The sequence below is a fragment of the Paenibacillus sp. BR2-3 genome (assembly GCF_046529485.1).
GTDB lineage: Bacteria > Bacillota > Bacilli > Paenibacillales > Paenibacillaceae > Paenibacillus_AQ.
This window is the reverse complement of the sequence record NZ_CP126311.1, coordinates 4,774,533-4,798,505: the sequence shown is the minus strand read 5'-3', so window position 1 is coordinate 4,798,505 and position 23,973 is coordinate 4,774,533. Positions and strand designations below refer to the sequence as shown.

Sequence of the window (23,973 nt, the reverse complement as noted above, 5' to 3'; positions counted from 1 at the left end):
GTGTTCAATAAGACTCACGCCTTCAGTTAAACTTATACAATAGGATCTAAGTCAAAAATTTTTTACCTAATATCTTAACATTAAGATAATTAAATCAAAGAGAATGGAGAGGATTAAAAATGGTTAGTGTAGGGTTATTGTTGATAAGATTGGTTATCGGGGTTGCATTTATTGGGCATGGTGCACAAAAGCTGTTCGGATGGTTCGGTGGCTACGGCCCGAAAGGTACCGGCGGCTGGATGGAGTCGGTCGGCATTAAACCCGGGGTTACCATGGCCGTGCTGGCGGGTCTGATGGAGCTGGTTGGAGGCTTGCTTTTCGCAGCCGGTCTATTGACTCCAATTGCGGCAGTGCTGCTTATCGCTACTATGCTTGGCGCTATTGTTAAGGTTCACGGTCCCAACGGTTTCTGGTCTACGTCTAATGGGTATGAGTTTCCGCTGATTCTGCTGGTGGTCGCGGCTGGCGTGGCGCTGTCAGGCCCGGGTTCGATTTCACTCGACGCACTCTTTTTCAACTAAGAAAGGGGATTAATCATAATGACGACGCTTCAAAGTGCAGGCATACATCATATTACGGCTTTCGTTGGCGATGCCCAGCGGAATGCGGATTTCTACGCCGGTATTCTCGGGCTGCGGCTCGTGAAGAAGACAATTAATTTCGACGCTCCCGAGGTGTATCATCTGTATTTCGGGAATGAAAGCGGCGCACCGGGAACCATTATTACGTTTTTCCCTTGGTCGACAGGGCGCAAAGGAAGAATCGGCGGCGGTCAGGTTGGCGTAACGACTTACGCGGTGCCTGTTGGCTCACTGGAGTTCTGGGAGCAGCGGCTTGCCGGGTACCGGATTGCGGTTACCAAAGTAAACAGAATCTCGGAAGCCTATCTTTCCTTCGCGGATTACGACGGCTTGCGGGTTGAGCTGGTGGAACGGGAGGAGGGTCCGCTTAGCCAGTGGTCCTTCGCCGGAGTTCCTGTGCAGCATGCGATCAAAGGTTTTGGCGGTGCTGTCCTCTACAGTACGGACCCGCTGAAAACAGCGGATACCCTCAGCCGTACGCTGGGAATGGAACGGATCGCTGAAGGAGACGGGTATATCCGTTATAGAACAACTGCAGATTTGGGTAATATTATAGATCTGAAGGCGGCGGCTGTTCCGCAGGGATCAGGAGGCACAGGTACGGTCCACCACATCGCCTGGCGGGCAAAAGATGACTCCGAGCAGCTGGAGTGGGGCCGCCGCGTACAAAGTCACGGCTATCAGCCAACCCCTGTTCAGGACCGTCAATACTTCAATGCCATCTACTTCCGCGAGGAAGGCGGAATCCTGTTCGAGATTGCGACCGATCCTCCGGGCTTTGCCCGTGATGAAGCGCCGGATGCCTTGGGACAAAAGCTGATGCTACCGTCCTGGTTCGAGCCGCACCGCGCGGCTATCGAAGAGAATCTGAGTCCTATTCAAATACGTGAAATAGAGGTGAAGTAAGGATGATTCATGTATTCCGCAAGGGTACGGACGTAACCAAGCCAACGCTCGTGTTGTTCCACGGCACAGGAGGGAATGAGAATGATCTGTTGCCGCTCGCGGAGTTGCTGTCTCCTGGCTCGTCTGTACTGGGCGTCCGGGGCAATGTTCTGGAGAATGGCATGCCCCGTTTCTTCCGGCGCCTGGCCGAAGGGGTATTCGATGAAGAAGATCTGATCTTCCGCACCCGTGAGACCAAGGAATTCCTCGATCAGGCAGCGGCAGAGTACGGGTTCGATGCCAATCAACTGGCTGCTGTCGGCTACTCTAACGGTGCGAATATCGCCGGCAGCCTGCTGTTTCATTATAAGGATATCTTCCGCTCTGCGGTTCTGCTGCATCCGATGGTTCCGCTGCGTGGGCTTGCGCTTCCTTCTATGAGCGGGGTTGCAGTCTTCATCGGAGCGGGCCTGAATGATCCCCTCATTCCTTCGGAGGAGACCCAGGAGCTGGAGGAACTGCTGCAAGGGGCAGGGGCAGCGGTGTCGATGCACTGGGACAACCAGGGTCACCGGCTCAGCGCGGCGGAAGCCGAAGCGGCCAGACATTGGCTGCAAAAGCGGAGTGAATCCGGAACCTAATATAAGCATAACTGTGTTCATTGCCTGCATTAATCTAAAAAGGACCTCCATTATCACTTGAAGTAAGTGATAATGGAGGTCCTTCTTGTTGTAATCCTTTAACTGGCGGCAGCCGTACCCGCAGGGAGCAGTGTCTCATTTGACCTGGTTTTGCGGGACAGATCCCACATAACCTTCACCACCTCTTACAACAACAGCGGCCGGAAGTCCAACATTCACTGTAATTATGAGTAAAACCATTTTAGAATACCGGCTCAAAACCAAAATCAGCGGCTAACCGATCGTGAATCATGCTGCTAAGGGTTCGGAGGAGTCTTCCGATCGCGGTTATAGCCGAAAACTATCGTAGCCCCAGAATCCCGTAGGGCCCTCCGCTGTGTTGGCGGGTTATTAAATAAGAGGAATTTCTCCTCTTAATGGAGACGTAACTCTCCCACGAAATGAATTAACGGGATTTTCTCCCTCTAATGTGAGTGTTCTCCTCATTATGGCCGGATTTAGTGGTATAATTTCCCTTTAATTCTCTTGGGAACGGTTTATTACCTGAATTAAAGGGAGTTTCTCCCTCTAACGGTGACGTTACGCCCCCACGAAGTGAATTAAAAGGAGTTTTTCCTGCTAATGCTCATACGCCAAGGCAAGGCCAGTAAACCAAAGAGCAATGCTTGAGATGGACCTTAAGGGTTACGCTGAACCAAGCAGAGAGGATGGGACGATTGCCGAAAAGCGGCAGCGGTTGCATGGATCTCCGGATTACAACCGCGGACAGCGGTACACATCAAGAATTTCTTACGACAACAGCGGCCAAGAAGTTCAACATTCACTGTAGTTACGAGTAAGCCATTTTAGAAAATTCATAATTTCAACTTATATAGAAAAAAGTATCTATCTAATAATAGCCCCAAGGATAACAACAGGACGAAGCTAAGTATGCACTCTATTATGAATAGCATTTGCTGAAAATACACTCAAAGGATGGGGATAAAAGGATTGAATCTTTCAGCCCCTTTCAGGTAGTATGAAGAATACAAAAACGGCCGTAAGGGTTGCATGAGAAAGGTTGAAGTATTCTGCATGATAGAGAAACTGAATGATAGGAACGCTGCTGCCGCATTTGCTCCTTCACGGAAGCAGAGACTGCAGCTGGCAGTCATTTTGGGGTCCATAGCAACGATCGGTCCCTTGTCGATTGATATGTATTTGCCTGCGCTGCCCGCGCTCAGCAGCTATTTCGGTACGACAGCTGCACTTGTGCAGCTAAGTTTGACCTTTTTTTTACTGGGACTGGCCCTCGGACAGCTGATCGCCGGACCGCTCAGCGATGTATATGGACGCCGGCTTCCGCTGCTCATTGGAATGATGATTTATGCAATCTCATCGCTGCTCTGCGCCTTTGTCCCTTCGATCGGGCTTCTTATTGCACTTCGTTTCGTCCAGGGACTGGCCGGATCTGTAGGAGTGGTTATCTCACGGGCGGCGGTCCGGGATCTGTATACCGGCTCTGAGCTGACCAAGTTTTTCTCCCTCCTGATGATAGTGAACGGACTCGGTCCCATCCTGGCGCCCGTTCTCGGTGGACAACTGCTGCGGGTAACTTCCTGGCAGGGTGTGTTTGTGGTGCTGTTTGTGGCCGGACTTCTCTTTTTTGCTACTATTTTACTGCGATTGCCGGAGACACTGCCGAAGGAGAGGCGGTCCAGTAACGGGTTGAAAGGCACTCTCAGAACCTTCCGCTCCCTGCTGGGCAATGCGAAATTTATGGGCTATGCCTTATCGCAGGGTTTTGTTACTTCTGCAATGTTTGCCTATATCTCGGGGTCTTCCTTCGTTCTGCAGAATATTTTTGGCGTCTCGCCCCAAATGTACAGTCTGATCTTCGCCATGAATGGAGTGGGCATTATTCTGTCCGGGCAGGTTGCCGGCAGATTATCCGGTCGAGTGGGTGAGCGCAAACTCCTGCTCAGCGGCCTGCTGCTTTGTACATCCGGCGGTGTGCTGCTGCTGGTTACGGTTTTGGCCGGGGGAGGGCTTGCGCCCATCCTCATCTGTTTGTTTGCCGTTGTTTCCAGTGTAGGCATGGTTGGGGCGGCCAGTTTCTCACTGGCGATGCAGGATCAAGGGGACACCGCAGGAAGCGCTTCGGCGCTGCTTGGACTGCTGCCGCTGCTGCTTGGCGGTAGTGTGGCTCCGTTAGTGGGTCTTGGCGGTGGAGAAACCGCGCTCCCGATGGCGATTGTCATTGCCTCTGCGGGCATTTGCTCCATTGCGGCGTATAGTTTTCTGGTAAGAGGGGGTAAAGCCTGATATGAGAGGTAAAGATTTGGCTGCCTTATTATCACTGGCCCTGATTTGGGGCGCTTCCTTCTTATTCATGAGAATTGCTTCTCCGGCCTTCGGTCCGGTCTTTACGACGGAGCTGCGTGTAAGTCTGGCAGCGGCTGCTCTGCTGTTATTTGCTTTTCTGCGCGGGCTTAAGCCGGGAATCCTGAGGCATTGGAAGGCCTTCCTTATTCTCGGCGGGCTGAATGCCGCGCTTCCCTTCACGCTGATTAGTATGGCTGAGCTGCATTTGAGCGCTTCTCTGGCTGCCATCCTCAATGCAACGACACCGATGTTCACGGCGCTTGCGGCCTGGGGTATGGGACAGGAAAAACCCGGTTGGTCCAAGAGCGCAGGTCTTGTCATCGGGCTTGCCGGAGTCGCTGTTCTGGTCGGCTGGAGTCCGGTCCCTATGGAGGGCAAAATCCTTGCCTCCGTAGTATTTTCGCTCGGGGCCGCCTTATCTTACGGCTTCGGCGGTTTATATGCTTCGCATGCCGGTAAAGGAATAGAGCCGCTGACGCTTGCCATCGGACAGCAGCTCGGAGCCAGCGTTGTGCTGCTGCCGCTCGCGGTAATTTATTTTCCGCGCCACCTGCCGCCTGCTTCTGCCGTTTTATCCGTACTTGGCTTATCTTTGCTCTGTACTTCTGTGGCCTATTTAATGTATTTTCGTCTAATTCAAAATGTAGGTGCCGTGAAGACGTTGAGTGTTACCTTCCTTGTTCCGATCTTCGGCATCCTGTGGGGCGTCCTTTTTCTGAAGGAAGCACTCTACCTGAACACTATCATCGGACTTGTTATTATTCTACTGAGTGTCACTTTGGTCAATCGCAGAACCCGTAAGCAGGAGTAACGGAGACATGAATTACCGGCAGTTGGGAGATACAGAACTTTCAATCAGTGAGGTCAGCTTCGGGACATGGGGGATCGGCGAGGATTGGGGAGGCTCCAGCGATATCGATGCGTTAAAAGGCCTGGAGAAGGCGATAGACAGCGGCGTTAATTTCTTTGATACAGCCGATGTATACGGCTCAGGGCATGCGGAGCAGCTGCTCCCCCAGGCTCAATCGGAGATACTAAACCGGCCGCAATTAAGATCGAGGAATAAATACTATAGATACTTAGTAGATGGCTTCTGCGTTATGCGGGGACATCTTTTTGTATAATAAATAATACTAGGGGAGTGTGAACGTATGGGAAGCTCGGTCATCGAAATTATTGAAAAGCGTAAATCTGTAAGGGCCTATGAGTCCACGCCTATTGACGGGGAAATCTACCATGCGGTTTTGGCTTATTTGGAGATTGAAGAGAATCTGACCGGACTGTTCGGAGGGAAAGCGAATATCGAATGGATTTGGGCCAAAGGCGATAACGGGGAAAAAGGAATCAAGCTTGGAGCGTACGGATTAATACAGAATCCGCAGGCATATCTGGTTGGCCGGATCAAAAATGAGAAAAAGGCGCTGGTAGAGTTCGGTTATATTTTCCACAAGCTTATTCTGTATCTGACCGGACTCAACCTGGGTACCTGCTGGGTTGGCGGGACGTTTAACCGCAATTCATTCGCGCGTGAGATTGAACTGGGACAGGATGAAATTATCCCCTGCATCACCCCCGTCGGTTATGCCCGGGAGAAACAGCGGCTGCTAGATACTACCTTGCGCTATGTAGTCAAAGCCGACAACAAGAAGCCATGGGAGCAGCTTTTTTATGATTCTGACTTTGAGACGCCATTGACCCGGGAAGCGGCCGGAGCTTTGGTATCTCCGCTGGAAATGGTAAGGCTGGGGCCGTCTGCCTCCAACAAGCAGCCTTGGAGAATAGTGCTGTCCGGAGACCGGAGGACGGTACACTTTTACTTGGTTCATACCCCTAACTACAGCGGCAATAAGCTGGGATTTGAGATGCAGCGGATCGACATCGGTATTGCCGCCTGTAATTTCGATCTGGTCCGTTACGAACTGGGAATCAAGGGTTCCTGGGTCATAAACGACCCGCAGTTAAACGTTAAAGACCAACATACCGAGTATATTGCCAGCTGGAGCTTGAGTCCAGGCAGCAGCCACTCAGGAGATTAACCACAATACGGCTGCTGTCAGCAGGATAAAGATCAGCGCCAATGTATCGCTGCGCTGCCAGATCAGGACATACCAGGCGGTTCGTTCCTTCGCGGGATCATAGCCGCGCGACTCAATGGCTGTCGCCAGCTCATCGCCCATTCCGATGACCAGAATAAGCAGAGGCACCATTAACAGGGAGATTTGCCTTGGCGTCCAGCGTTTGGACGTGTTCCTCTGGCGTCCGCGCGATCTCAGCGCCAATTGCAGCTGGGATAATTTGCGGAGAATCCAGGGAACAAACTGCAGGGTGACCGAGACGGCGAGTGACCAATTCCGCGTGCGGATACCTAGCTTTTTCAGAGGGGTAATCGCCCACTCCAAGGCTTCGCGCAGCGGGGCGCCGGTGGTCGTCTCCGTAAAGAGAAATCCGAGCGCAATCAGCAGCACAAACCGCAGAATGCTTAGTCCCCCCTGAACAGCACCCGAGTAGGAAATACCAACGGGACCAAGCTGCCAATCGGCTTTTTGAAAGGAAACGGACGACAGAAGCCAAAGAAACAGAAACATGATCAGAAACGGCTGAAAGAATTCCGCTGTTCTTCTCCAGGAAATGCCGGCAGACCGGATCAATGCGGCAATAAGTCCTGCTGCAAGCAGTAGGGGCGGCAGAGAATTCATCCCCAGAATCACCAGCGACCATAATACCATTCCCAGCCATTTTACGCGTGGATCAAGACCTTGCCAGCGCGATATCCGTCCGGAAATGTTACTCGGCGGTTCCGCAGCAGAAAGCTCCCCGTCCCTCTCATTCCGTGCTAATGTTATGTATTCCTTGCTGTACTTATCCTCAGCCAACTTTCTGTTGCTGCTGCATGGAACAGGAAAAGTCTGGGACTCAAGCTCCCTAAGCAAGCTCTCGGGGCTATCCGGAATAAACGAAAGGCGTCCTTGTGCAATAAGCTTTTGACCCATTCGGGCATAAGCCGGAGTTTCCAGACCGGCAGTACCCAGCTTGTCCGGATCGGCGGTTAGTGGTGCCACAGGACCTTGATAATGAACGGTACCCTGTGTCATCACAATGACCTCATCGGCAATCGGGAAGAAACTGTCCAAATCATGGGTGCCGATGACAAGGGTCAGCCCGCATCGGCGCAAATCCTGAAGCGTGTCCAGTAAACCGCGGACTGCCGGGGGATCGAGGCCTGCTGTGGGCTCATCCAGTACAAGCAAACCTGGGGGTGAGGCAATAGCTCCGGCGATACAGAGCCGCCGTTTCTCGCCGCCGCTTAGCAGAAAGGGAGACCGCTGGCTGAATGGATCATACGGAAGTCCCACCTGCTCCATGGCATTGCGGATTAGCTCCGGCCGCCGGGATTTAGGCACTTCCCGCTGCTCCAGGCCATACTCGATATCCTTATATACACTGCTGGCGAACAGCTGGGTCTCCGGCTGCTGGAACACCATGGAAACGAAGGGATTTTCATCATTTTGCCGATAGATAATACTGCCGGAAGCCGGTCTCTCCAGCCCGGACAGCAGGCGGAGCAGGGTTGACTTGCCGCTGCCGGTCACACCGCAGACCAGGGTTAGTCCGCCTTCGGCGATGTCGAGGCTGATGTTATGCAGCACCCTTTTTTGATCATAAGAAAAAGAAACATCCTCTAACTGAATCATCATAGTATTCCCTCAAGATCATTTTCTGTTAGGGGCAGCAGCTCGTCGGCCCAGCCCTGAGCCTTAAGCAAGTGCCCAATGCCAATGGCAGGCGGGAGATCCCAGCCCAGGCTACCCGGAAGAGAAGATTCATAGAATAACGTACGAGGTTCTCCGTCATAAATAAGTTTGCCTGCCTCCATCACTGCAATTCGCGGACTTTCACACAGTTCCTCCATGCGCTGGGTAACCCAAAGCACGGTTGTTCCCTGATTCCACAGCTTGCGGGCGAGGGAGAAGATGTCCCTGCGTCCGGCAGGGTCGAGCATGGATGTAACCTCATCGAATATAATCATCCCGGCATCCAGAGCGAGACAGCTGGCAACGGCAAGCCGCTGGCGTTCCCCGCCGGAAAGGGTGGCAATGTCGTCCCCCGCTTTGTGAGCCAAGCCCACTTGTTCCAAAAGCACCCCGATTCGCTCCCGCATCTCCTTCCGGGGTACGCCCCGGTTCTCCAGCCCGAATGCGATGTCTTCGGAAGGTGTGGAGCCGATAGATTGCGATTCCGGGTTCTGGAATACAAGCTGAATGCGCTCTTTGACAGCCCTCCGGTTTTCGGGAGCACGCATATCAAGGCCGGCAGCGGTCAGACTTCCCCCGGAAGGCGTGAGCAGACCATTTAAGGTGCGGATGAACGACGATTTCCCACACCCGTTAGCGCCGGTAAGCGCAAGCCATTCACCCCGCCGGATATGCAGATCGATTCCTTGCAGGACAGGCAGCTTTTGCTGTCCGTCCCGGAAGAATAACGTTAGGTTGTGTGCTTGAATCATCTTTGTGCCTGCTTCCCTGTAGCTGTAATCAACATTTGTTTTCGATTATAGCAAATATTTATTGATTGATGTATGTAATGAGGGATGATATAGTGATCCTTAAAAAATGGAGGGATTACTCTACTATGAAAGAATGGTCTATTCGGGGTTTAATATTTAGTGCTTTATTCGCCGGAGTTATGATATCTTTGAGCTATTTGAAAATCACTCTGCCCTTTACAACTGTGCCGATTACGATGCAGACCTTGGCGGTTATGCTGATCGGATCGATCCTTGGCGCCCGCTACGGGACTTTAGCCGTGCTGATCGTTATCGGACTGTGCGCCACCGGATTTCCGGTTATGGGCGGTAGAGGCGGCATGTCCGTACTGACTGGACCAACGGCCGGATATATTTTATCCTGGCCATTCGCAGCCTTTCTGATCGGATGGTTTGCTCAGCGCATGGGTCAGAATAAGTATACTTTCTTCAAGCTGCTTGCCGTCCATTTTGTCTTTGGCTCTTTGCTGGTGTATCCGGGCGGGGTGGCCTGGCTGGCTTACGCCACGCATATGGACTCTCTGTCGAAAGCGCTGACTGCGGGAATGTGGCCTTTCCTGCCGGGTGATCTGATAAAAGCCGTCCTGAGTGCAGCCGTCGTAACGGCTGTGTGGAAGGTGTATCCTATAGAACGCATCTTGAACAGCAACGCAGTTGTTTGGTCTGCGGATGAGGAGACGCTGACTGGTCGTCGTTAAATAGAGTCACAATAAGAAGCTGTATTCATCGTGAAGCCTCCTAATCTGCTTGTTCTTTAGCAGATAGGAGGCTTTTCATCTGGCAGTGTAAGATTACTCTTTAACCTCTGCTGTATTATTTACCTCATCATTCTTCACGCAGGCTCCATCTTCTTCGAGGGGAGCGGGAAGAGCCCAAACCGAGACACTGCCTCCGTTCACCGTGAAGGTTGCCCAGCCGTCCTCTTCAATGGTTATGGCACCCTCCCGGTTATGGGTGAAATCCATCCAGGCTTCACCGGCACGGTGTTCGCCTACGAACATCCGCTTCTCGCCTTCGTCGCCGTTGGAAATAACGACCGCACAGCCTGAGCCCTCGAATTCTTCAACTCCGCGGCGAACCCAACCGATCGTGTTGGGATGATCGAAGTAATCCTCCTGTTCACCGTATGCCTTTTGATAGCGGGCACAGAGCAGGGGGTCAATGGCTGTCTTCTTGGTATCCACGGGTGAGGGTCCGCCGATCCCGAAATAATCGCCATAGAAAACAACAGGGTACCCATCCTGACGGAGCAGTATGAGCGCGTAGGCGCTTTGTTTGAACCAGTCCTCTACCCACGATTCGAGGGCCTCATGAGGCTGCGAGTCGTGATTGTCGACAAAGGTAACGGCATGGGAGGGATGGGTCTGTACTAGAGTGTCCTCGAAAATTTGGGTAAGATCAAAATCCCTGCCACCTAAGGAAGCGGAGTGAAGCTTGTAATGTAGCGCCACATCGAATAAATCAATCTGATAATCGACGGTATTCAGGAATTCACGGCATGCGTTTAAGTCGGAATTCCAAAATTCACCGACAATATAGAAATCTTCCCCGCGCTTCCTGATCATCTCCGCTGCGAACTCTTTGATGAAATCATGGTTGATATGCTTGATCGCGTCCAACCGGTAGCCGCTGCACTGAAGGGTATCGACCAGCCATTTTCCCCATTCCAGCATTTCTCGTTGAACATCCGGATGATTGTAATCAATATTGGCGAACATGAGATAATCGTAGTTTCCAAATTCATTATCGACATTTGGATTCCAGCATTTGTTCTCGCCCGCAATCCGGAAGACGCCGCTGCGCTGCTCTTTGGCATCGAAATCGGTACCATTGAAATGAGTGAAATCCCATTTAAAGGCGGAATACTCATCCCCCCGTCCAGGAAAGGTGAATTTCGTCCAGCCCTCGATCTCGAAAGGCTCGGAGATTTCTTCCATGCGGTTATTGGGGTCCACCTCAATCACCTGGAAGACTTCCGTTTCGTCTGCACCCGCTTTATGATTCATAACAAGATCGACGTAGACGGCAATGCCATTTTTTTGGCACTCGGCAATCGCTTCAATCAGTTCCTGCTTTGTCCCGTATTTTGTACGAATGGTTCCCTTTTGATCAAACTCACCTAGATCATACAAATCGTAAATGCCATACCCCGTATCCTCTGCGGTGATTGCTTTTGTAACCGGAGGAATCCACACCGAATCAATTCCCGCTGCTTTCAGCTCCGGCGCAAGCTCGCTAAGATGTTTCCAGTGATTGCCGTCCGCGACAACATGCCACTCAAAAAATTGCATCATCGTATGGTTTCGTTTCACAACATTGGCCTCCTTCAGGCAACCTTTATGTAAAAAGGGCTTTCTCTAAAATAAGTCCAGCTGGCGGGGGGCCGTCCCATCGTCGTCAATCCCCAGCATCCCTTGAAGTTCTTTGGCATTATCAGTAGCATCGCCGCCTGAATTATTGTTAAACACTACATACACATTTTTGGAGGATTTCTCAAGCTGGAGCAGACGGTCCCGCCACTCCTGAAGCTCTTCGGTACTGTATCGGTACAGGTAACGCAGCTTGCGCCAGTCGGGATGACTGTTCTGATGCCAGCCGCTGACATTACGGCCATGCATGCGCACCAAAGTGGTCTCCGGCGAAGTAGCCACAGCGACAATAGGCACGGTGCCTGACCCTGCCTGCGGTTCATCCACAACCGTATGAATCCAATCTTCCCGTTCCATGAGCTGAAGTGTCTTGTCCCGAAATTCGGGGCTGTACCAGCTGCTATTGCGGAATTCAAGCGCACAGGGCACATCCAGCATCATTTCCTTCGTTTCGTGCAGGATTTCAACGTTTTCTCTGGTGCAATCGAACCAGGGCGGGTACTGGAATAAGGCCATCGCCAGCTTGCCGCCGCTTATAACCGGTTGAATGGAGGTGTGGAAGGCTTTGAACATTTCCTCTTGGGTCTCGAAATAATTTTTCTTGCCGCGCAAATGTCCGGTCATTCCCTGATAGGCCTTAACAATGAAGCTGAAGCCGTCCGGTGTCTGGTCTACCCATTTGGCATAATTTTTAACGGGCTGCACCGCATAAAAAGAACTGTCTATCTCTCTTTTCTGCATGTCATAGAATCTGTATGAAAGTTCAGCTATTCCTTATTAAACTGAAAGCAAGGTCTGAAAAACATCGCAGTTGATTTCAGCCCCGGATTCATGCAACATGAAGGTAAATTTACCGTTAAAGGGAGCTACCTATGGAGCATAAGTTTCAGCAGTTGAGCAAGCGCGTAATGATTATGCACGCAGAGCATGATACGGATCGTCCTATTTTGGCAGCGGTGATGGGGGACAGACGTACGCTTTTGATGGATGCGGGCAATTCTCCGGCTCACGCGGAGCTGTTCCGGGATGAGTTGTCCAAAAGGGGATATAAACAGCCGGATATACTGGCGCTGACGCATTGGCACTGGGATCATACTTTTGGCATGTCGGCCTGGAATTTGCCCGCAGTAGCTCATGAAAAGACCGCTAAAGCACTTGCCTACCTGGTGGGGCTGGACTGGTCGGATGATTGTCTGGAGCAGCTTATTGCAGAAGGCATCCTTAGTAACGAAAGCGCTGCCGATATCCGCAAGGAATTCGGGGAGAAGCGGGCCATCACTATTTTGGAGCCGGATATTTTGTTTAAAGACAGCATTTCGATTGACCTTGGCGGAATCGCTTGTGAGCTGGTTCATGTAGGTGGAGATCATGCGGGGGATTCCTGTTTTCTGTATGTTAAAGAGGAGCGTATTTTGTTCCTTGGAGATGCCCTTGGTCCCTCTGTTTATGGCGGCCCGCGTAAATACAGCAGTACCGGCTTCCTGAAGCTGCTCGGGCTGGCGTACAACTATAAGGCTGCGTGGTATGTAGAGTCTCACGGAATCCCCATGAATGAGGAGGAATTCCGCAAAGACCTGTCCCCTTGGGAGCGGCTGGCCCGCATAGTAGATGTATTCGGGCATGACCGCGAGCGGGTTGTGCTCGAGATGAAGGCATATCTGAAGGTGGAAGAGCTCCCGAAGGATTTACTTCAGGGACTGGAATATTTCATGGCCGGGATGAAGTGATATTATTACGAACGGCCCCCTTGCGACCACCGGTTCTTTAAGTGGTTCACCTGCATACAGCAATACCCGCAGCGGGTTGATGGCGGTGATGTCAACTTCGCTTTCTCCACTGCCGCCTTCTTCTAACCACAATACCTGGGCTTTGGAAGCCATGATGTTATTTTGCCCAAATGTCCCACTGCCTTCAAGAACATAAATAAATCCATTGTAGGTGCCAGGCAAATCCTGCGTCACTGTATAGCATTGAAGGGAATGCGCGGTAACTCCCTCTGAAGGTACTTCATTATGCTCGACACCGCTTCCTGCTGTCATCCATTGCACATCCCCGGGTTTCAGCACCCCGCCTTCACCACTATGCGTATCATAATGCTCAATTTGGCCGGAAATTACATACGTAACGGTCTCCATTCCGCGATGGGGATGGATGTCGAAGTACTCGTGTTCTCCTAAAACATGTAGCTATGGACATAATGACGGAATTTCGGCAGAGGTATTTTACTTTTTGTCTAATGTGAGAATGGAGTGCAAAGTGTAACATGTTAGTTAAAGCTACATGAAAGGGAGTATATCTCGAAATTAAAGCTTAACTGCGTTATATAATGTAACATTATTAATTGATTCAGGAATAGGGGGAGTAGGGATGTCAACAATAGTGACGGAAATTCCTGAAATTAAATTGGAAAATATTGAAATGAGGTATCAAACGGAAACGGCAGATGTATTGGCGCTTCATCAGGTTAGTCTTGATATTGCCAAGGGAGAATTTGTGTCGCTGCTCGGACCTTCCGGATGCGGCAAAACAACACTTCTGCGGCTGATGGCTGATCTCATTGAACCGACAGGCGGCAGCCTCACTGTGGCCGGTAAAAGTGCTAAAGAAGCAAGGCTGGCCCAGAAGTACGGCATCGTCTTTCAAAGTCCTGTACTCTATGACTGGAGAAAGGTCAAAGACAACATTACACTCCCGCTGGAAATGATGGGGATCAAGAAATCCGTGCGTGAAGAGAAGGCGCTGGAGCTGCTGGAGCTGGTCGGCTTGCAGAGCTTTGCGGATAAATATCCTTGGCAGCTCAGCGGAGGCATGCAGCAGCGGGTTGCCATCGCCAGAGCTTTATCCATGGAACCTGAGATTTTGCTAATGGATGAACCGTTCTCGGCGCTGGATGAGTTTACCCGCGAACGGCTTAATGAAGAGCTTCTGTCTGTATGGAGCAAGGTTCAAAGCACCGTAGTATTCGTTACACACAGTATTCCTGAATCTATTTTTCTCTCTGACCGGGTATTTGTGTTATCCCCGCATCCGGGACGGCTGTCCTCGGTGGTTGATATTCCTCTGCCGCGTCCGCGTACCGCCGAGATGAGAAACAGTCCGCAGTTTTTTGAACTGATCGCACGAATCCGCGATAGTTTCGAAGGGGTGTAGCTATGAGAGGGAACAGCCTGTTTATGCGAAGCCGCGTGCTGCCGCTGTTGGTATGGATATTTGGATTGCTGTTGATATGGGAAGCTGTTTCCTGGCTGCTCTTGAATGTAACGAAGACGCCGCTGGCTCAGTCCAAGCTGCCTTATGTGCATGAAGTGCTAGCAACCTCCTGGCAGTATGGGGGCACGCTTCTTAAAGAGGGCGGAGCGACCTTCAGCAATGCCGGTGTCGGATTTCTGCTCGGCGCTGCAGCCGGAGTTGTGCTGGCGGTACTGATGAGTATATCGAAGATCATAGAAAAGTTGACCTTTCCTTATGCGGTGGCCTCACAGATGATTCCCATTCTGGGCCTCGCTCCGATTATCTACGGGATTGTGCGGGATGAGCAGATTTCACGCATCATTATCTCGGGTTATATCACCTTCTTCCCCGTCTCGCTTAATATGCTGCGCGGATTGCGCAGTGTGGATCTCTCGGCGCTGGAATTAATGCATTCCTATGCGGCCAAACCGTGGGCTGTATACTGGAAGCTGCGCCTTCCGGCAGCGCTGCCCGGACTGTTCAGCGGACTGAAAATTGCCGCTCCGCTTGCGGTAACCGGCGCCATTCTGGTTGAACTGATGGGTGCCCAGCACGGAATTGGCGTCATCATGCTGCGGAATCTCTATTATGGTCCCTCTCACACGTACATGTTCTGGTCAACGGTGATTGTCGGAGCATTGCTGGGTATCTTGAGTTATTGGTTAATGGGTTTGATTGAGCGTGTAGCTGCGCCTTGGCAGCCTGAATTCCGCCCGAAAGGAGGCAGCCGCTAATGGAGAGCAACTCTGTACGGGAGACGGCATTTATTCCCTCTCCCGGCAAAGATGGAGCACAGCGTTCGGCTGTAACCGAGCAGAAAAACTCCGTCTTACAGCCGGATGCTGAAGTGAAGTCCGGGAAACGTGGCAAGCCCGGAGGTTGGATGAGATGGTTGAGTCCCGGGTTGACATTGCCGCTGCTGGCCGGAATCCTGTTCCTGGTCCTGTGGGAGCTGCAGTTCTTTCACTCTATTTTTGACCTGAAGAAATATCAGCTGCCGCTGCCGTCCGCGATAGCGGAGACCATGAAGGAGAACTTCAGTCTGCTGTTGTCCTACACCGGATACACGCTGGCTGAAGCCGTTCTTGGAATGCTGGTTGGTTCGGGCATCGGCTTCCTGATCGCTTTGGCCGCAACGGCCTGGCCCCGCTGGGGAGGCGGCAGTCTTACGCTCGTAGCTGCCCTGAATGCCGTGCCCATAGTGGCGCTTGCCCCTATCATGAATCTGTGGTTCGGGGACGGCATCGGTTCGCGGATTGCGATAGTAACCGCCACTACTATGGCTGCAATGGCCATTAATGCGTACAAGGGGATGGCCGCCGTCGACCCGCTGGCGCTCGACCTTATGCATTCCTATGCGGCGAGCAAGTCGGCTGTGTTCCGGTATTTACGGATTCAAAACAGTCTGCCCTACGTATTCACTGCGCTTAAGATCAATGCTACGGCCAGTATGATCGGGGCGATTGTCGGGGAATTTTTCTTCTCCTCCCGGGGTCTTGGATATTTGCTTTCCAACTCGATTAAGGTAGCGAAAATGCCGCTGGGCTGGTCCTGTATTGTACTGGCTGCGATCGCCGGTGTGCTGTTTTACCTGATTGTGGAGAGATTGGAGAAGGTTTTTATCAAGTGGCATTCGTCCGCGAGATCCTGAATGTAAGAGCTCACTTCAGTACATCCGGCCGCAGTGGATAAGGACAGAGAAGTCTCCCTCGGCCGTTTGCATAGGCACCACAATGGTAACCATACTGTCCGTGCTTTTAAAGACATGAGAAGAAAAATTTACGGTAGGGGGAGATTGTTAATGAACGTAATAAATCGCAAGTTTCGTGGTGTGGTGCTGCTGGCAGTTATGATGCTGGTGATGACTGTAATGGCTGGCTGTGGAGGGAATAATAATGCCGCTCCATCAGCGGAGCCAAGTGCTGCTGCCTCAATCGAGCCGGGTGCAAGTGCAACGACTGAACCGGCTGCTGAACCCGTAACAGTCAAGCTGCAGCTCAAATGGGTGCCGCAGGCGCAATTTGCCGGCTATTTTGTTGCCCAAGAGAAAGGGTACTACGCTGAAGAAGGTCTCAATGTAGAAATTCTGCCGGGCGGTCCTGATATTGTACCGGAGCAGCAGGTGGCAGGCGGATCAGCTGACATCGGCGTGGACTGGGTGGCGAGCCTGCTGACCAGCCAGGAACAGGAAATGCCGCTGGTACAGATTGCGCAAATCTTCCAAAAGAGCGGACTTGTACTGGTTTCCAAAAAAGAGGCAGGCATTAGTACTCCTGCCGATCTGAAAGGTAAGAAGGTTGGCAACTGGATGGGCGGCAATGAGTTTGAAATTCTGGCCCTTTTTGATAAATATAAGCTGGATTCCAATAAGGATCTTAACTTCACGAAGCAGGGCTTTACGATGGACCAGTTCCTGGGTGGGGAGATTGATGCCGCTTCGGCTATGACGTACAACGAGTATCAGGTGGTGCTGGAGTCGGGTATCCCGGCTGCGGACTTGAATGTTATTGATATGAATACTGAAGGCGTAGCGATGCTGGAAGATAACCTGTTCGCCAATAAGGAATGGCTGGCGGAGAACAAGGAAACTGCAGCAAAATTCGTCCGTGCTTCACTCAAGGGCTGGAAGGATGCCATTGCTGATCCTGAGGCTGCTGTAGATAGCGTGATGAAGCTGGCGGAGGCGGGCAGTACAACGAAGGAGCATCAGCTGACCATGATGAACGAAGTTGCCAAGCTGATCCTGCCGGAAGGCTTTGACAGCAGCAAGATGGGTTATACCGATGCTGCTTCATTCCAGCAAACTGCCGATATTGCCCTTAAATTCGGTGTTATCAAAACGGCTTCCAAAGTTGATGAGGCCTACACCAATGAGATTGTGGAGATGGCTGGCAAGTAAGTTCTAATCGCAGCATATTTATCAGTGGATGGCCGTCATTTTGGCGGTCATCTCTTACAATCATCGACTATTTTACATCAAAATAGAGAAGTGAGGTGCCAGGAATGTCTCTATTGGTCACGGATGTGGCGAGGGTTAAGAATTACGTGAATGGAGCTTGGGTGGAATCGGCCTCCGGGCGGGATGAAGAGGTGTTCAATCCGGCGACGGGTGAAGTGATTGCCTATGTGCCGATCTCCGGACGGAAAGAGCTGGACGCTGCTGTAGAGGCTGCCGGGCTGGCCTATCAATCCTGGAAAAAAGTAGCTGTACCGCGGCGCGCCCGCTACTTCTTCCAATACCAGCAGCTGCTGGTGGAGCATTGGAATGAGCTGGCGGAGCTGATTACACTCGAGAACGGCAAAAGTCTGGAGGAAGCGCAAGGCGAGGTGCAGCGCGGCATTGAGTGTGTGGAATTCGCTGCAGGGATTCCTAGCCTTATGATGGGCAGCCAACTGCCCGATATTGCTACCGGAGTGGAGTCGGGCATGTACCGCTATCCTTTGGGTGTCATCGGCGGCATCGCCCCGTTCAACTTTCCGATGATGGTGCCGTGCTGGATGTTCCCGCTGGCGATCGCCTGTGGCAACACTTTTGTACTGAAGCCCTCGGAGCGCACGCCGCTGCTGGTAAACCGCCTCGGAGAACTGTTTGCGGAAGCCGGGTTTCCGCCGGGAGTGCTTAATATTGTGCATGGCGCGCATGAGGTTGTGAACGGCTTGCTGGAGCATGACGAGGTTAAGGCCATCTCCTTTGTCGGCTCGCAGCCTGTGGCGGAATACGTTTACAAGACGGGAACCTCCCATGGCAAGCGGGTTCAAGCGTTGGCGGGCGCCAAAAATCATTCTATTGTACTCCCGGACGCGGATCTGGATAATGCCGTGAAGAACATTATCTCTGCCGCCTTCGGTTCTGCGGGTGAACGCTGCATGGCTTGTTCGGTAGTGGTCGTCCATGAAGACATCGCTGATGAATTGGTGAACCGTCTGAAATCGGCGGCGGATGAGCTCAAAATCGGAAACGGCTTGGAGAAAGGCGTATTCCTTGGCCCTGTTATCCGGCAATCGAATAAGGAAAGAACCTTATCGTACATCGAGGCGGGTGAGCGTGAGAATGCCGCCTTGGTACGGGATGGAAGAAAGGATGCCGCCGCAAGCGGCACGGGTTATTTCATCGGTCCGACGATTTTTGATCATGTGAAGCCGGGTATGGTGATTTGGAAGGATGAAATCTTCGCGCCTGTGCTGGCGGTAATTCGCGTTAAGGATCTGGGTGAGGCCATAGCCGTAACGAATCAATCGCCGTTTGCCAACGGAGCCTGCATCTATACGGACAGCGCCAAGGCGATCCGCGAGTTCCGGGAAGAGATTGATGCGGGGATGCTGGGTGTCAACCTGGGCGTACCGGCCCCCATGGCCTTTTTCCCGTTCTCGGGCTACAAGAAATCGTTCTACGGAGATCTGCATGCGAACGGCCGCGATGGCGTTGAATTCTATACCCGCAAAAAAATGATCACCGCCCGTTATTAGCTAAAACAGAGTTTGAAAGGAGAGAGTGGCATGCAAAGCGTGGGGACTGAGAGTGAGCTGGCGATTAAGAAAGATCAGAGGTACTTATGGCACAATATCACACCTTACAGCGAAACCAACCCGCCAATGATCGCAACTTCGGCCAGCGGTTCATGGGTTACGGATATCAATGGCAACAAATACTTGGACGGAATGTCCGGTTTATGGTGTGTAAATGTCGGTTACGGCCGGAAAGAGCTGGCGGAGGCTGCCTACAATCAATTGCTGAGTCTGCCGTATTTCCCGCTGACGCAAAGCCATCTGCCTGCTATAGCGCTGGCGGAGAAGCTGAACGAATGGCTGGGAGACGATTATGTAATCTTCTTCTCCAACAGCGGATCGGAAGCGAACGAAGCTGCTTTCAAAATGGCCCGCCAGTACCAGCAGCAGATCGGTCAGCATTACCGGCATAAATTCATTGCCCGCTACCGCGGTTATCACGGAAATTCCATGGGTGCTTTGTCCGCAACAGGGCAGGCACAGCGGAAGTATAAGTACGAGCCGCTTAGCGGCGGGTTTCTGCATGTAGCCCCGCCGGACAGCTATCGCCGGCCTGCCGGTCAAACGGTAGAGGAATTCAATCTCCAGTGCGCCCAGGCCATTGAGGATACGATTGTATGGGAAGGTGTCGAGACGGTTGCAGCGGTTATTATGGAGCCGGTAATCACGGGTGGGGGCGTTATTGTTCCCCATCAGGTTTATATGGACCGGGTACAGGAAATCTGCCGCAAGCATGGCGTGCTGCTCATTATTGATGAAGTGATTTGCGGCTTTGGGCGTTCCGGACGTAAATTCGGCCATCACAATTTCAATGTGAAGCCTGATATCGTGACGATGGCCAAGGGGCTGACCAGTGCCTATCTTCCTTTGTCTGCGACGGCGGTCCGCAAGGACATCTATGAAGTGTTCAAGGATAACAGTGATGATTACGGTTATTTCCGCCACGTGAACACCTTTGGAGGAAACCCGGCCTCCTGTGCGTTAGCGCTGCGTAATCTTGAGATCCTAGAGCAGGAGAATCTGGTGGAGCGAGCCGACATTCTGGGCGCAAGATTGAACAGTGAGCTGTCTGAACTGCTGGATCATAGACTTGTAGGTGACATCCGCAGCTTCGGACTGGTAACAGGGATTGAGCTTGTTGAAGATAAGGTCAGCAAAAAACCGGTCGATCTGGATACGGTAAAAGGCATCATTGCCCAGTGCAAAGCCAAGGGGCTTATTATCGGTAAAAATGGCGATACCGTCGCAGGTTTTAATAATGTGCTGACCTTTGCTCCGCCGCTTTCATCGACCGATGAGGATTTACAGTTTATCATAGATACCTTTAAATCTGTAATGAGCGGGAGCTAGGGAGCGCGAATTTTTCCGGATAAAGAAATTGGTAGGCGCGCAAAGCAACCTGAACGGAAATTCGGTTCTCGGGTGACATGAAGTCCTCACCGAGCAGCTCGGTGATTTTGTCCAGACGGTAATAAAGGGATTGTCTGACAATGAACAAATTCCGGGCTGCGATTTGCTTGGAGCCGTCGTGGTCCAAATAGACGCGCAGCGTAAGCATCAGCTCACTGCCCTTGGATTGATCGTGATCGATCAGAGGGCCGAGGTAGCTGCGGATAAAGGCCTGAAGGGTGTGGCCGTCATTTAAGCTGAGCAGCAGCTGGAAGACGCCGAGCTCTTCATAGAATAACAGTGACTTTTGGTAGCAGGGATAAAGAGACAGCGCTTGAACGGCTTCCTGATAGCCGGCATAAGCGTGCTTGAGACCGGTATGGGACTTGCCGACGCCTATGATGAGCTGCAGGTCCTTTAGTTTCTCGTCGGAACGGATATGCTGCAGGGAATCGAGTGCCTGCTGAAGTCTTGGCTTGCCCGGAAGCTTGGACTGGATATCCAGCGCAATGACGGTCAGACGGTTATTTTTGAGCGTGATCAGCGGCCGGAGGGAATATTTCTCGAAAATGGAACGCAGGATGAGCGACAGATGGAAGGTGATGGATTCCCAATCATTTTCCGAGCTGTTCCATTTGACGTCCCGGGGATTCTCGAGTTCGACCAGACATACGCGGTAAGGGAATTCGTTCGCGACATTGAAATCCGGCCCGATCAGGCTTTTTAGCCGGTTATCATCTTCAATACGGCCGTTAATAAGCTCATCCACCCACAGATTTTCGGAAAAGAGCTTGCGCTCCTCCATGTAACGCGTACGAAGCAGCTCCTGAGCGATGGACAATGATGCAGAGTCCAGAAGCAGACAGTCGAATTCCTGCGGCTTGTGGTTACAAACCATCAGGATATACGCCCAGGTCTGATCCAGTGCCCCCACCGGCTTTATCATCATCGTTTTATTTCCGTATTCACGTATATAAGGTGCAGCATCGGGCTGGCTGCCCTCCATCTCTTCGCTGAAGGCGGCAAAGGCACGCAGAAGAGGAGCTTGATCCTCGGGTGACAGCGCCGGAAAGAATAGAGGCTTGCCCTGCAACTGCATGTAGGCGATTTGTGTTCGGGTGCTTTTGCATAACAGCTGCAGCACTTTGAGTGCCCCTTGCGAGGTCAGGGTCAAGCGGTGAAATTCGCGGGAAATACTCTCCAGCTCCTGGAGCATCCGGTGATGACGATTGATGATGAGTGAATGCAGATCGAGTGTGATGTCGACAAAGCGGACGGTCCGTGTGAAGATGATCAGCGGAAAATCGTGCCGGTTAGCCAGCTCGATCAGCTCTCGTGGAACTGTGCTGAAATAGGTGCCTATCTCAATGCACAGACAGGCTGCATTTTTGTTGATCAGGTTCTCCATAAAAGCCAAGGAAGAGGGCAGATCGACACCGATTCCAATACCGGTAGTCAAAATCATTTCCTCGCCATGAATCAGACTTTCGAAGCTGGCACTTTCCAGCACGTGCACCCAACGAATCGACCGGTTAAGGCCATTTTTTCCTCCGATTAACTCTGCTTCTTCAAATAACGGTCTTTTCAGCGCGTCGCGAATTGTAAATACAAGCTCCCAATCCATGTGGTTCCCCCTCGCTTTCCGAATTCGTAAAAAATAAACTTTTGAAATTAGACAATATGTCTAATGTAACGAAATTATGAATTGACTATAGTTTGTATATAACGTGTTAGAATATATAACCCAAACGGATAGAAGTTGAATAAATTAGCCCGTGTTGTTATCTATTCTACTATAATAATGAGCTTGAGTGAGCAAAAAATTAAGGCGTATATCGTAATTATGTTATATTATATAACACAAACCTGATTTGGGGGAGATAATATGCGGCATTACAGCATGTATGCGGATGGGAATTTGCAGCGTATCGACAGAAAGCCCTGTGCTGCGGCATAGAAATAACTTATACATGAAGGAGGGATAGCTGATGGGACATGATTCTCCGTTAACCACATTTTCACCGGATATGTTTATGCGTAATTTCACCGAGGCCCAGCCGGGATTGACCCGTAAAGGTGCCATTGATGAATCTAACCGCTGCCTCTATTGTTATGACGCCCCCTGTATCAAAGCCTGCCCGACCAGTATTAATATTCCTTCCTTTATTAAGAGAATTGCCACGGATAATCTAAAAGGCTCGGCTCAAACGATTATGGATTCCAACCCCGTAGGCGCAAGCTGTGCCCGTGTCTGTCCCACCGAAGAATTGTGTGAGGGTGCTTGTGTGCTGAATGACGCTTCCGCGCCGATTCAGATCGGTTTGCTGCAGCGTTATGCGACGGATTGGGCAATCCATAGCGGAGTTCAATTATTTACAGCGGGAGAATCCAATGGTAAAAAAGTCGCGATTATCGGCGGCGGACCTGCCGGATTATCCGCAGCGCGCGAGCTGGCCCGGGAGGGCTTCTCCGTTGTTATCTATGAAGCAAAGCCGCTGGCCGGAGGACTGGATACGCACGGAATCGTATCGTTTCGGCTGCCGCAGTCCGTATCGCTATGGGAAGTAGAACAGGTGGAGAAGCTGGGTGTAGAAATCCGTACAGGTGTAAAAGTCGGTGTGGATGTTTCCGTAGAGGAGCTTAAGTCGGGCTATGATGCCATCGTACTGGCTGCAGGGATGGGTTATGTCCCTCCAATCGGTATTGAGGGTGAGCAGTTAACAGGCGTGTATGATGCTATCCAATTGGTAGAGACCACCAAAACCGGTGTTCCGACACTTTCGCTGATGGGTCAGCGTGTCGCGGTAATCGGCGCGGGCAATACAGCGATTGATGGGGCTACCTGCTCGGTGCGCCTGGGAGCAGCAAACGTGAAGATGGTCTACCGCCGGACCCGGGAAGAAATGACGGCCTATGATTTCGAATATGAATTCGCCAAGCAGGAAGGCGTGGAATTCAGTTGGCTTACACTGCCCAAGCGCATTGTCGGCGATGAACTGGGTAAAGTCGTCGGTCTTGAATGTGTTCAGATGAAGCTCACCGGTGAGCTTGGCAAGGATGGACGGCTAGTCCCGATGCCTGTCGAAGGCTCTGAATTCTTAATGTCGGTGGATGCGGTTGTTGTGGCTATCGGGCAACAACGGCGCACCGACCTGATCGATGCCCTGGGCCTCCGGCATGAGTGGGGTGTTGTCCAGATCGATGAGACAACATATCGAACCTCCGACCCGCAAATCTATGCGGCTGGAGATATTGTCTTTGGCTCCGGCAAAGGCGAGGCAATGGTCGTATCCGCCGCCCAGCAAGGCAAGGATGCCGCCCACGCTATTATTCAGAAGTTTCTGCCGCAGCAGGACAGTGTGGTCGGCTCGGCTGTGTAGGCAAATCTGGGAACAACAGCGGCCGAAAGTCCAAACATTCACCGTAGTTGCGGACAGTCACCGATCTTATTTTTTTAAGCATGG

Annotated in this window: 22 protein-coding genes and 1 pseudogene; 17 read left to right on the top strand and 6 right to left on the bottom strand. The window is 51.7% G+C overall.

Annotated elements, in window-relative coordinates:
* Positions 1-119: 119 nt before the first annotated feature.
* The 8 genes and pseudogenes from PaeBR_RS23045 (at position 120) to PaeBR_RS23010 (ending at position 6,507) form a co-directional block, all read left to right on the top strand.
* Entirely contained in the window at positions 120-521 is a 402-nt protein-coding gene (locus tag PaeBR_RS23045; RefSeq protein WP_410512759.1) for a DoxX family protein, read from the top strand.
* 18 nt (positions 522-539) lie between these two features.
* Positions 540-1,487 carry a ring-cleaving dioxygenase gene (locus tag PaeBR_RS23040; RefSeq protein ID WP_410512758.1) on the top strand — a complete coding sequence of 316 codons (948 nt, stop codon included), beginning with the start codon at positions 540-542 and terminating at the stop codon, positions 1,485-1,487.
* A 2-nt stretch (positions 1,488-1,489) separates the two neighbouring features.
* A complete protein-coding gene (locus tag PaeBR_RS23035; protein WP_410512757.1) occupies positions 1,490-2,107 on the top strand; it encodes an alpha/beta hydrolase in 618 nt (205 codons plus the stop codon).
* A gap of 661 nt (positions 2,108-2,768) precedes the next feature.
* Positions 2,769-2,936: a hypothetical protein gene (locus PaeBR_RS23030; protein WP_410512756.1), complete on the top strand. Its 168-nt coding sequence runs from the start codon at positions 2,769-2,771 to the stop codon at positions 2,934-2,936.
* 221 nt (positions 2,937-3,157) lie between these two features.
* A complete protein-coding gene (locus PaeBR_RS23025) occupies positions 3,158-4,411 on the top strand; it encodes a multidrug effflux MFS transporter (RefSeq protein WP_410512755.1) in 1,254 nt (417 codons plus the stop codon).
* Position 4,412: 1 nt separating this feature from the next.
* Complete coding sequence (locus PaeBR_RS23020) at positions 4,413-5,282, top strand: DMT family transporter (protein ID WP_410512754.1); 870 nt, start codon at positions 4,413-4,415, stop codon at positions 5,280-5,282.
* 7 nt (positions 5,283-5,289) lie between these two features.
* A pseudogene (locus tag PaeBR_RS23015) lies at positions 5,290-5,493 on the top strand (aldo/keto reductase); the annotation flags it as partial.
* A 129-nt stretch (positions 5,494-5,622) separates the two neighbouring features.
* Entirely contained in the window at positions 5,623-6,507 is an 885-nt protein-coding gene (locus PaeBR_RS23010; protein WP_410512753.1) for a nitroreductase family protein, read from the top strand.
* Here PaeBR_RS23010 and PaeBR_RS23005 read toward each other — a convergent pair.
* The gene (locus PaeBR_RS23005) at positions 6,496-8,166 is read right to left on the bottom strand and encodes an ATP-binding cassette domain-containing protein (protein WP_410512752.1); all 1,671 of its coding nucleotides are present in this window, start codon (positions 8,164-8,166) and stop codon (positions 6,496-6,498) included. The two genes, PaeBR_RS23010 and PaeBR_RS23005, sit on opposite strands and share 12 nt — an antisense overlap.
* Positions 8,163-8,975: an ATP-binding cassette domain-containing protein gene (locus PaeBR_RS23000; protein ID WP_410512751.1), complete on the bottom strand. Its 813-nt coding sequence runs from the start codon at positions 8,973-8,975 to the stop codon at positions 8,163-8,165. The genes PaeBR_RS23005 and PaeBR_RS23000 overlap by 4 nt, the downstream gene beginning before the upstream one ends.
* 125 nt (positions 8,976-9,100) lie before the next feature.
* On the opposite strand from PaeBR_RS23000, the gene PaeBR_RS22995 reads away from it, so the two are divergent.
* Entirely contained in the window at positions 9,101-9,712 is a 612-nt protein-coding gene (locus PaeBR_RS22995) for a biotin transporter BioY (RefSeq protein WP_410512750.1), read from the top strand.
* A gap of 93 nt (positions 9,713-9,805) precedes the next feature.
* On the opposite strand, the gene PaeBR_RS22990 is transcribed toward PaeBR_RS22995, so the two are convergent.
* Positions 9,806-11,326, bottom strand: coding sequence for an alpha-amylase (locus PaeBR_RS22990; protein ID WP_410512749.1), 1,521 nt, complete (start codon positions 11,324-11,326; stop codon positions 9,806-9,808).
* A 45-nt stretch (positions 11,327-11,371) separates the two neighbouring features.
* The gene (locus PaeBR_RS22985; protein WP_410512748.1) at positions 11,372-12,124 is read right to left on the bottom strand and encodes a DUF72 domain-containing protein; all 753 of its coding nucleotides are present in this window, start codon (positions 12,122-12,124) and stop codon (positions 11,372-11,374) included.
* Positions 12,125-12,255: 131 nt separating this feature from the next.
* Here PaeBR_RS22985 and PaeBR_RS22980 point away from each other — a divergent pair, with 131 nt between their 5' ends.
* The gene (locus tag PaeBR_RS22980) at positions 12,256-13,110 is read left to right on the top strand and encodes an MBL fold metallo-hydrolase (protein ID WP_410512747.1); all 855 of its coding nucleotides are present in this window, start codon (positions 12,256-12,258) and stop codon (positions 13,108-13,110) included.
* Here PaeBR_RS22980 and PaeBR_RS22975 read toward each other — a convergent pair.
* On the bottom strand, positions 13,069-13,536 hold the full coding sequence (locus PaeBR_RS22975) for a pirin family protein (RefSeq protein WP_410515285.1): 468 nt from the start codon (positions 13,534-13,536) through the stop codon (positions 13,069-13,071). The two genes, PaeBR_RS22980 and PaeBR_RS22975, sit on opposite strands and share 42 nt — an antisense overlap.
* 214 nt (positions 13,537-13,750) lie before the next feature.
* Here PaeBR_RS22975 and PaeBR_RS22970 point away from each other — a divergent pair, with 214 nt between their 5' ends.
* From PaeBR_RS22970 to PaeBR_RS22945, 6 genes are all read left to right on the top strand, one after another.
* A complete protein-coding gene (locus PaeBR_RS22970) occupies positions 13,751-14,533 on the top strand; it encodes an ABC transporter ATP-binding protein (RefSeq protein WP_410512746.1) in 783 nt (260 codons plus the stop codon).
* A 2-nt stretch (positions 14,534-14,535) separates the two neighbouring features.
* Positions 14,536-15,348 (top strand): ABC transporter permease, encoded by an 813-nt coding sequence (locus PaeBR_RS22965; RefSeq protein WP_410512745.1) that lies wholly within the window; start codon positions 14,536-14,538, stop codon positions 15,346-15,348.
* Entirely contained in the window at positions 15,348-16,265 is a 918-nt protein-coding gene (locus PaeBR_RS22960; RefSeq protein ID WP_410512744.1) for an ABC transporter permease, read from the top strand. The genes PaeBR_RS22965 and PaeBR_RS22960 overlap by 1 nt, the downstream gene beginning before the upstream one ends.
* Positions 16,266-16,415: 150 nt before the next feature.
* Entirely contained in the window at positions 16,416-17,513 is a 1,098-nt protein-coding gene (locus tag PaeBR_RS22955; protein WP_410512743.1) for an ABC transporter substrate-binding protein, read from the top strand.
* Positions 17,514-17,617: 104 nt separating this feature from the next.
* Positions 17,618-19,081 (top strand): CoA-acylating methylmalonate-semialdehyde dehydrogenase, encoded by a 1,464-nt coding sequence (locus tag PaeBR_RS22950; protein WP_410512742.1) that lies wholly within the window; start codon positions 17,618-17,620, stop codon positions 19,079-19,081.
* Between the two features lie 30 nt (positions 19,082-19,111).
* Complete coding sequence (locus PaeBR_RS22945) at positions 19,112-20,470, top strand: aspartate aminotransferase family protein (RefSeq protein ID WP_410512741.1); 1,359 nt, start codon at positions 19,112-19,114, stop codon at positions 20,468-20,470.
* On the opposite strand, the gene PaeBR_RS22940 is transcribed toward PaeBR_RS22945, so the two are convergent.
* Positions 20,445-22,133, bottom strand: coding sequence for a PucR family transcriptional regulator (locus tag PaeBR_RS22940; protein ID WP_410512740.1), 1,689 nt, complete (start codon positions 22,131-22,133; stop codon positions 20,445-20,447). The genes PaeBR_RS22945 and PaeBR_RS22940 overlap by 26 nt on opposite strands.
* A 364-nt stretch (positions 22,134-22,497) precedes the next feature.
* Between PaeBR_RS22940 and PaeBR_RS22935 the strand changes: the two genes are divergently transcribed.
* Positions 22,498-23,889, top strand: a complete 1,392-nt coding sequence (locus tag PaeBR_RS22935) for an NAD(P)-dependent oxidoreductase (RefSeq protein WP_410512739.1) — start codon at positions 22,498-22,500, stop codon at positions 23,887-23,889.
* Positions 23,890-23,973 lie beyond the last annotated feature (84 nt).

Excerpts from the sequence above, each read along its gene's own strand:
- PaeBR_RS22965 (WP_410512745.1), top strand. The coding sequence starts at position 14,536 with ATGAGAGGGAACAGCCTGTTTATGCGAAGCCGCGTGCTGCCGCTGTTG.
- PaeBR_RS23005 (WP_410512752.1), bottom strand. The coding sequence starts at position 8,166 with ATGATGATTCAGTTAGAGGATGTTTCTTTTTCTTATGATCAAAAAAGG.
- PaeBR_RS22980 (WP_410512747.1), top strand. The coding sequence starts at position 12,256 with ATGGAGCATAAGTTTCAGCAGTTGAGCAAGCGCGTAATGATTATGCAC.
- PaeBR_RS23000 (WP_410512751.1), bottom strand. The coding sequence starts at position 8,975 with ATGATTCAAGCACACAACCTAACGTTATTCTTCCGGGACGGACAGCAA.
- PaeBR_RS22995 (WP_410512750.1), top strand. The coding sequence starts at position 9,101 with ATGAAAGAATGGTCTATTCGGGGTTTAATATTTAGTGCTTTATTCGCC.
- PaeBR_RS23035 (WP_410512757.1), top strand. The coding sequence starts at position 1,490 with ATGATTCATGTATTCCGCAAGGGTACGGACGTAACCAAGCCAACGCTC.
- PaeBR_RS22935 (WP_410512739.1), top strand. The coding sequence starts at position 22,498 with ATGGGACATGATTCTCCGTTAACCACATTTTCACCGGATATGTTTATG.
- PaeBR_RS23010 (WP_410512753.1), top strand. The coding sequence starts at position 5,623 with ATGGGAAGCTCGGTCATCGAAATTATTGAAAAGCGTAAATCTGTAAGG.
- PaeBR_RS22955 (WP_410512743.1), top strand. The coding sequence starts at position 16,416 with ATGAACGTAATAAATCGCAAGTTTCGTGGTGTGGTGCTGCTGGCAGTT.
- PaeBR_RS23040 (WP_410512758.1), top strand. The coding sequence starts at position 540 with ATGACGACGCTTCAAAGTGCAGGCATACATCATATTACGGCTTTCGTT.
- PaeBR_RS23045 (WP_410512759.1), top strand. The coding sequence starts at position 120 with ATGGTTAGTGTAGGGTTATTGTTGATAAGATTGGTTATCGGGGTTGCA.
- PaeBR_RS22945 (WP_410512741.1), top strand. The coding sequence starts at position 19,112 with ATGCAAAGCGTGGGGACTGAGAGTGAGCTGGCGATTAAGAAAGATCAG.
- PaeBR_RS22970 (WP_410512746.1), top strand. The coding sequence starts at position 13,751 with ATGTCAACAATAGTGACGGAAATTCCTGAAATTAAATTGGAAAATATT.
- PaeBR_RS22950 (WP_410512742.1), top strand. The coding sequence starts at position 17,618 with ATGTCTCTATTGGTCACGGATGTGGCGAGGGTTAAGAATTACGTGAAT.
- PaeBR_RS22960 (WP_410512744.1), top strand. The coding sequence starts at position 15,348 with ATGGAGAGCAACTCTGTACGGGAGACGGCATTTATTCCCTCTCCCGGC.
- PaeBR_RS22985 (WP_410512748.1), bottom strand. The coding sequence starts at position 12,124 with ATGCAGAAAAGAGAGATAGACAGTTCTTTTTATGCGGTGCAGCCCGTT.
- PaeBR_RS22940 (WP_410512740.1), bottom strand. The coding sequence starts at position 22,133 with ATGGATTGGGAGCTTGTATTTACAATTCGCGACGCGCTGAAAAGACCG.
- PaeBR_RS23020 (WP_410512754.1), top strand. The coding sequence starts at position 4,413 with ATGAGAGGTAAAGATTTGGCTGCCTTATTATCACTGGCCCTGATTTGG.
- PaeBR_RS23025 (WP_410512755.1), top strand. The coding sequence starts at position 3,158 with ATGAGAAAGGTTGAAGTATTCTGCATGATAGAGAAACTGAATGATAGG.
- PaeBR_RS23030 (WP_410512756.1), top strand. The coding sequence starts at position 2,769 with ATGCTTGAGATGGACCTTAAGGGTTACGCTGAACCAAGCAGAGAGGAT.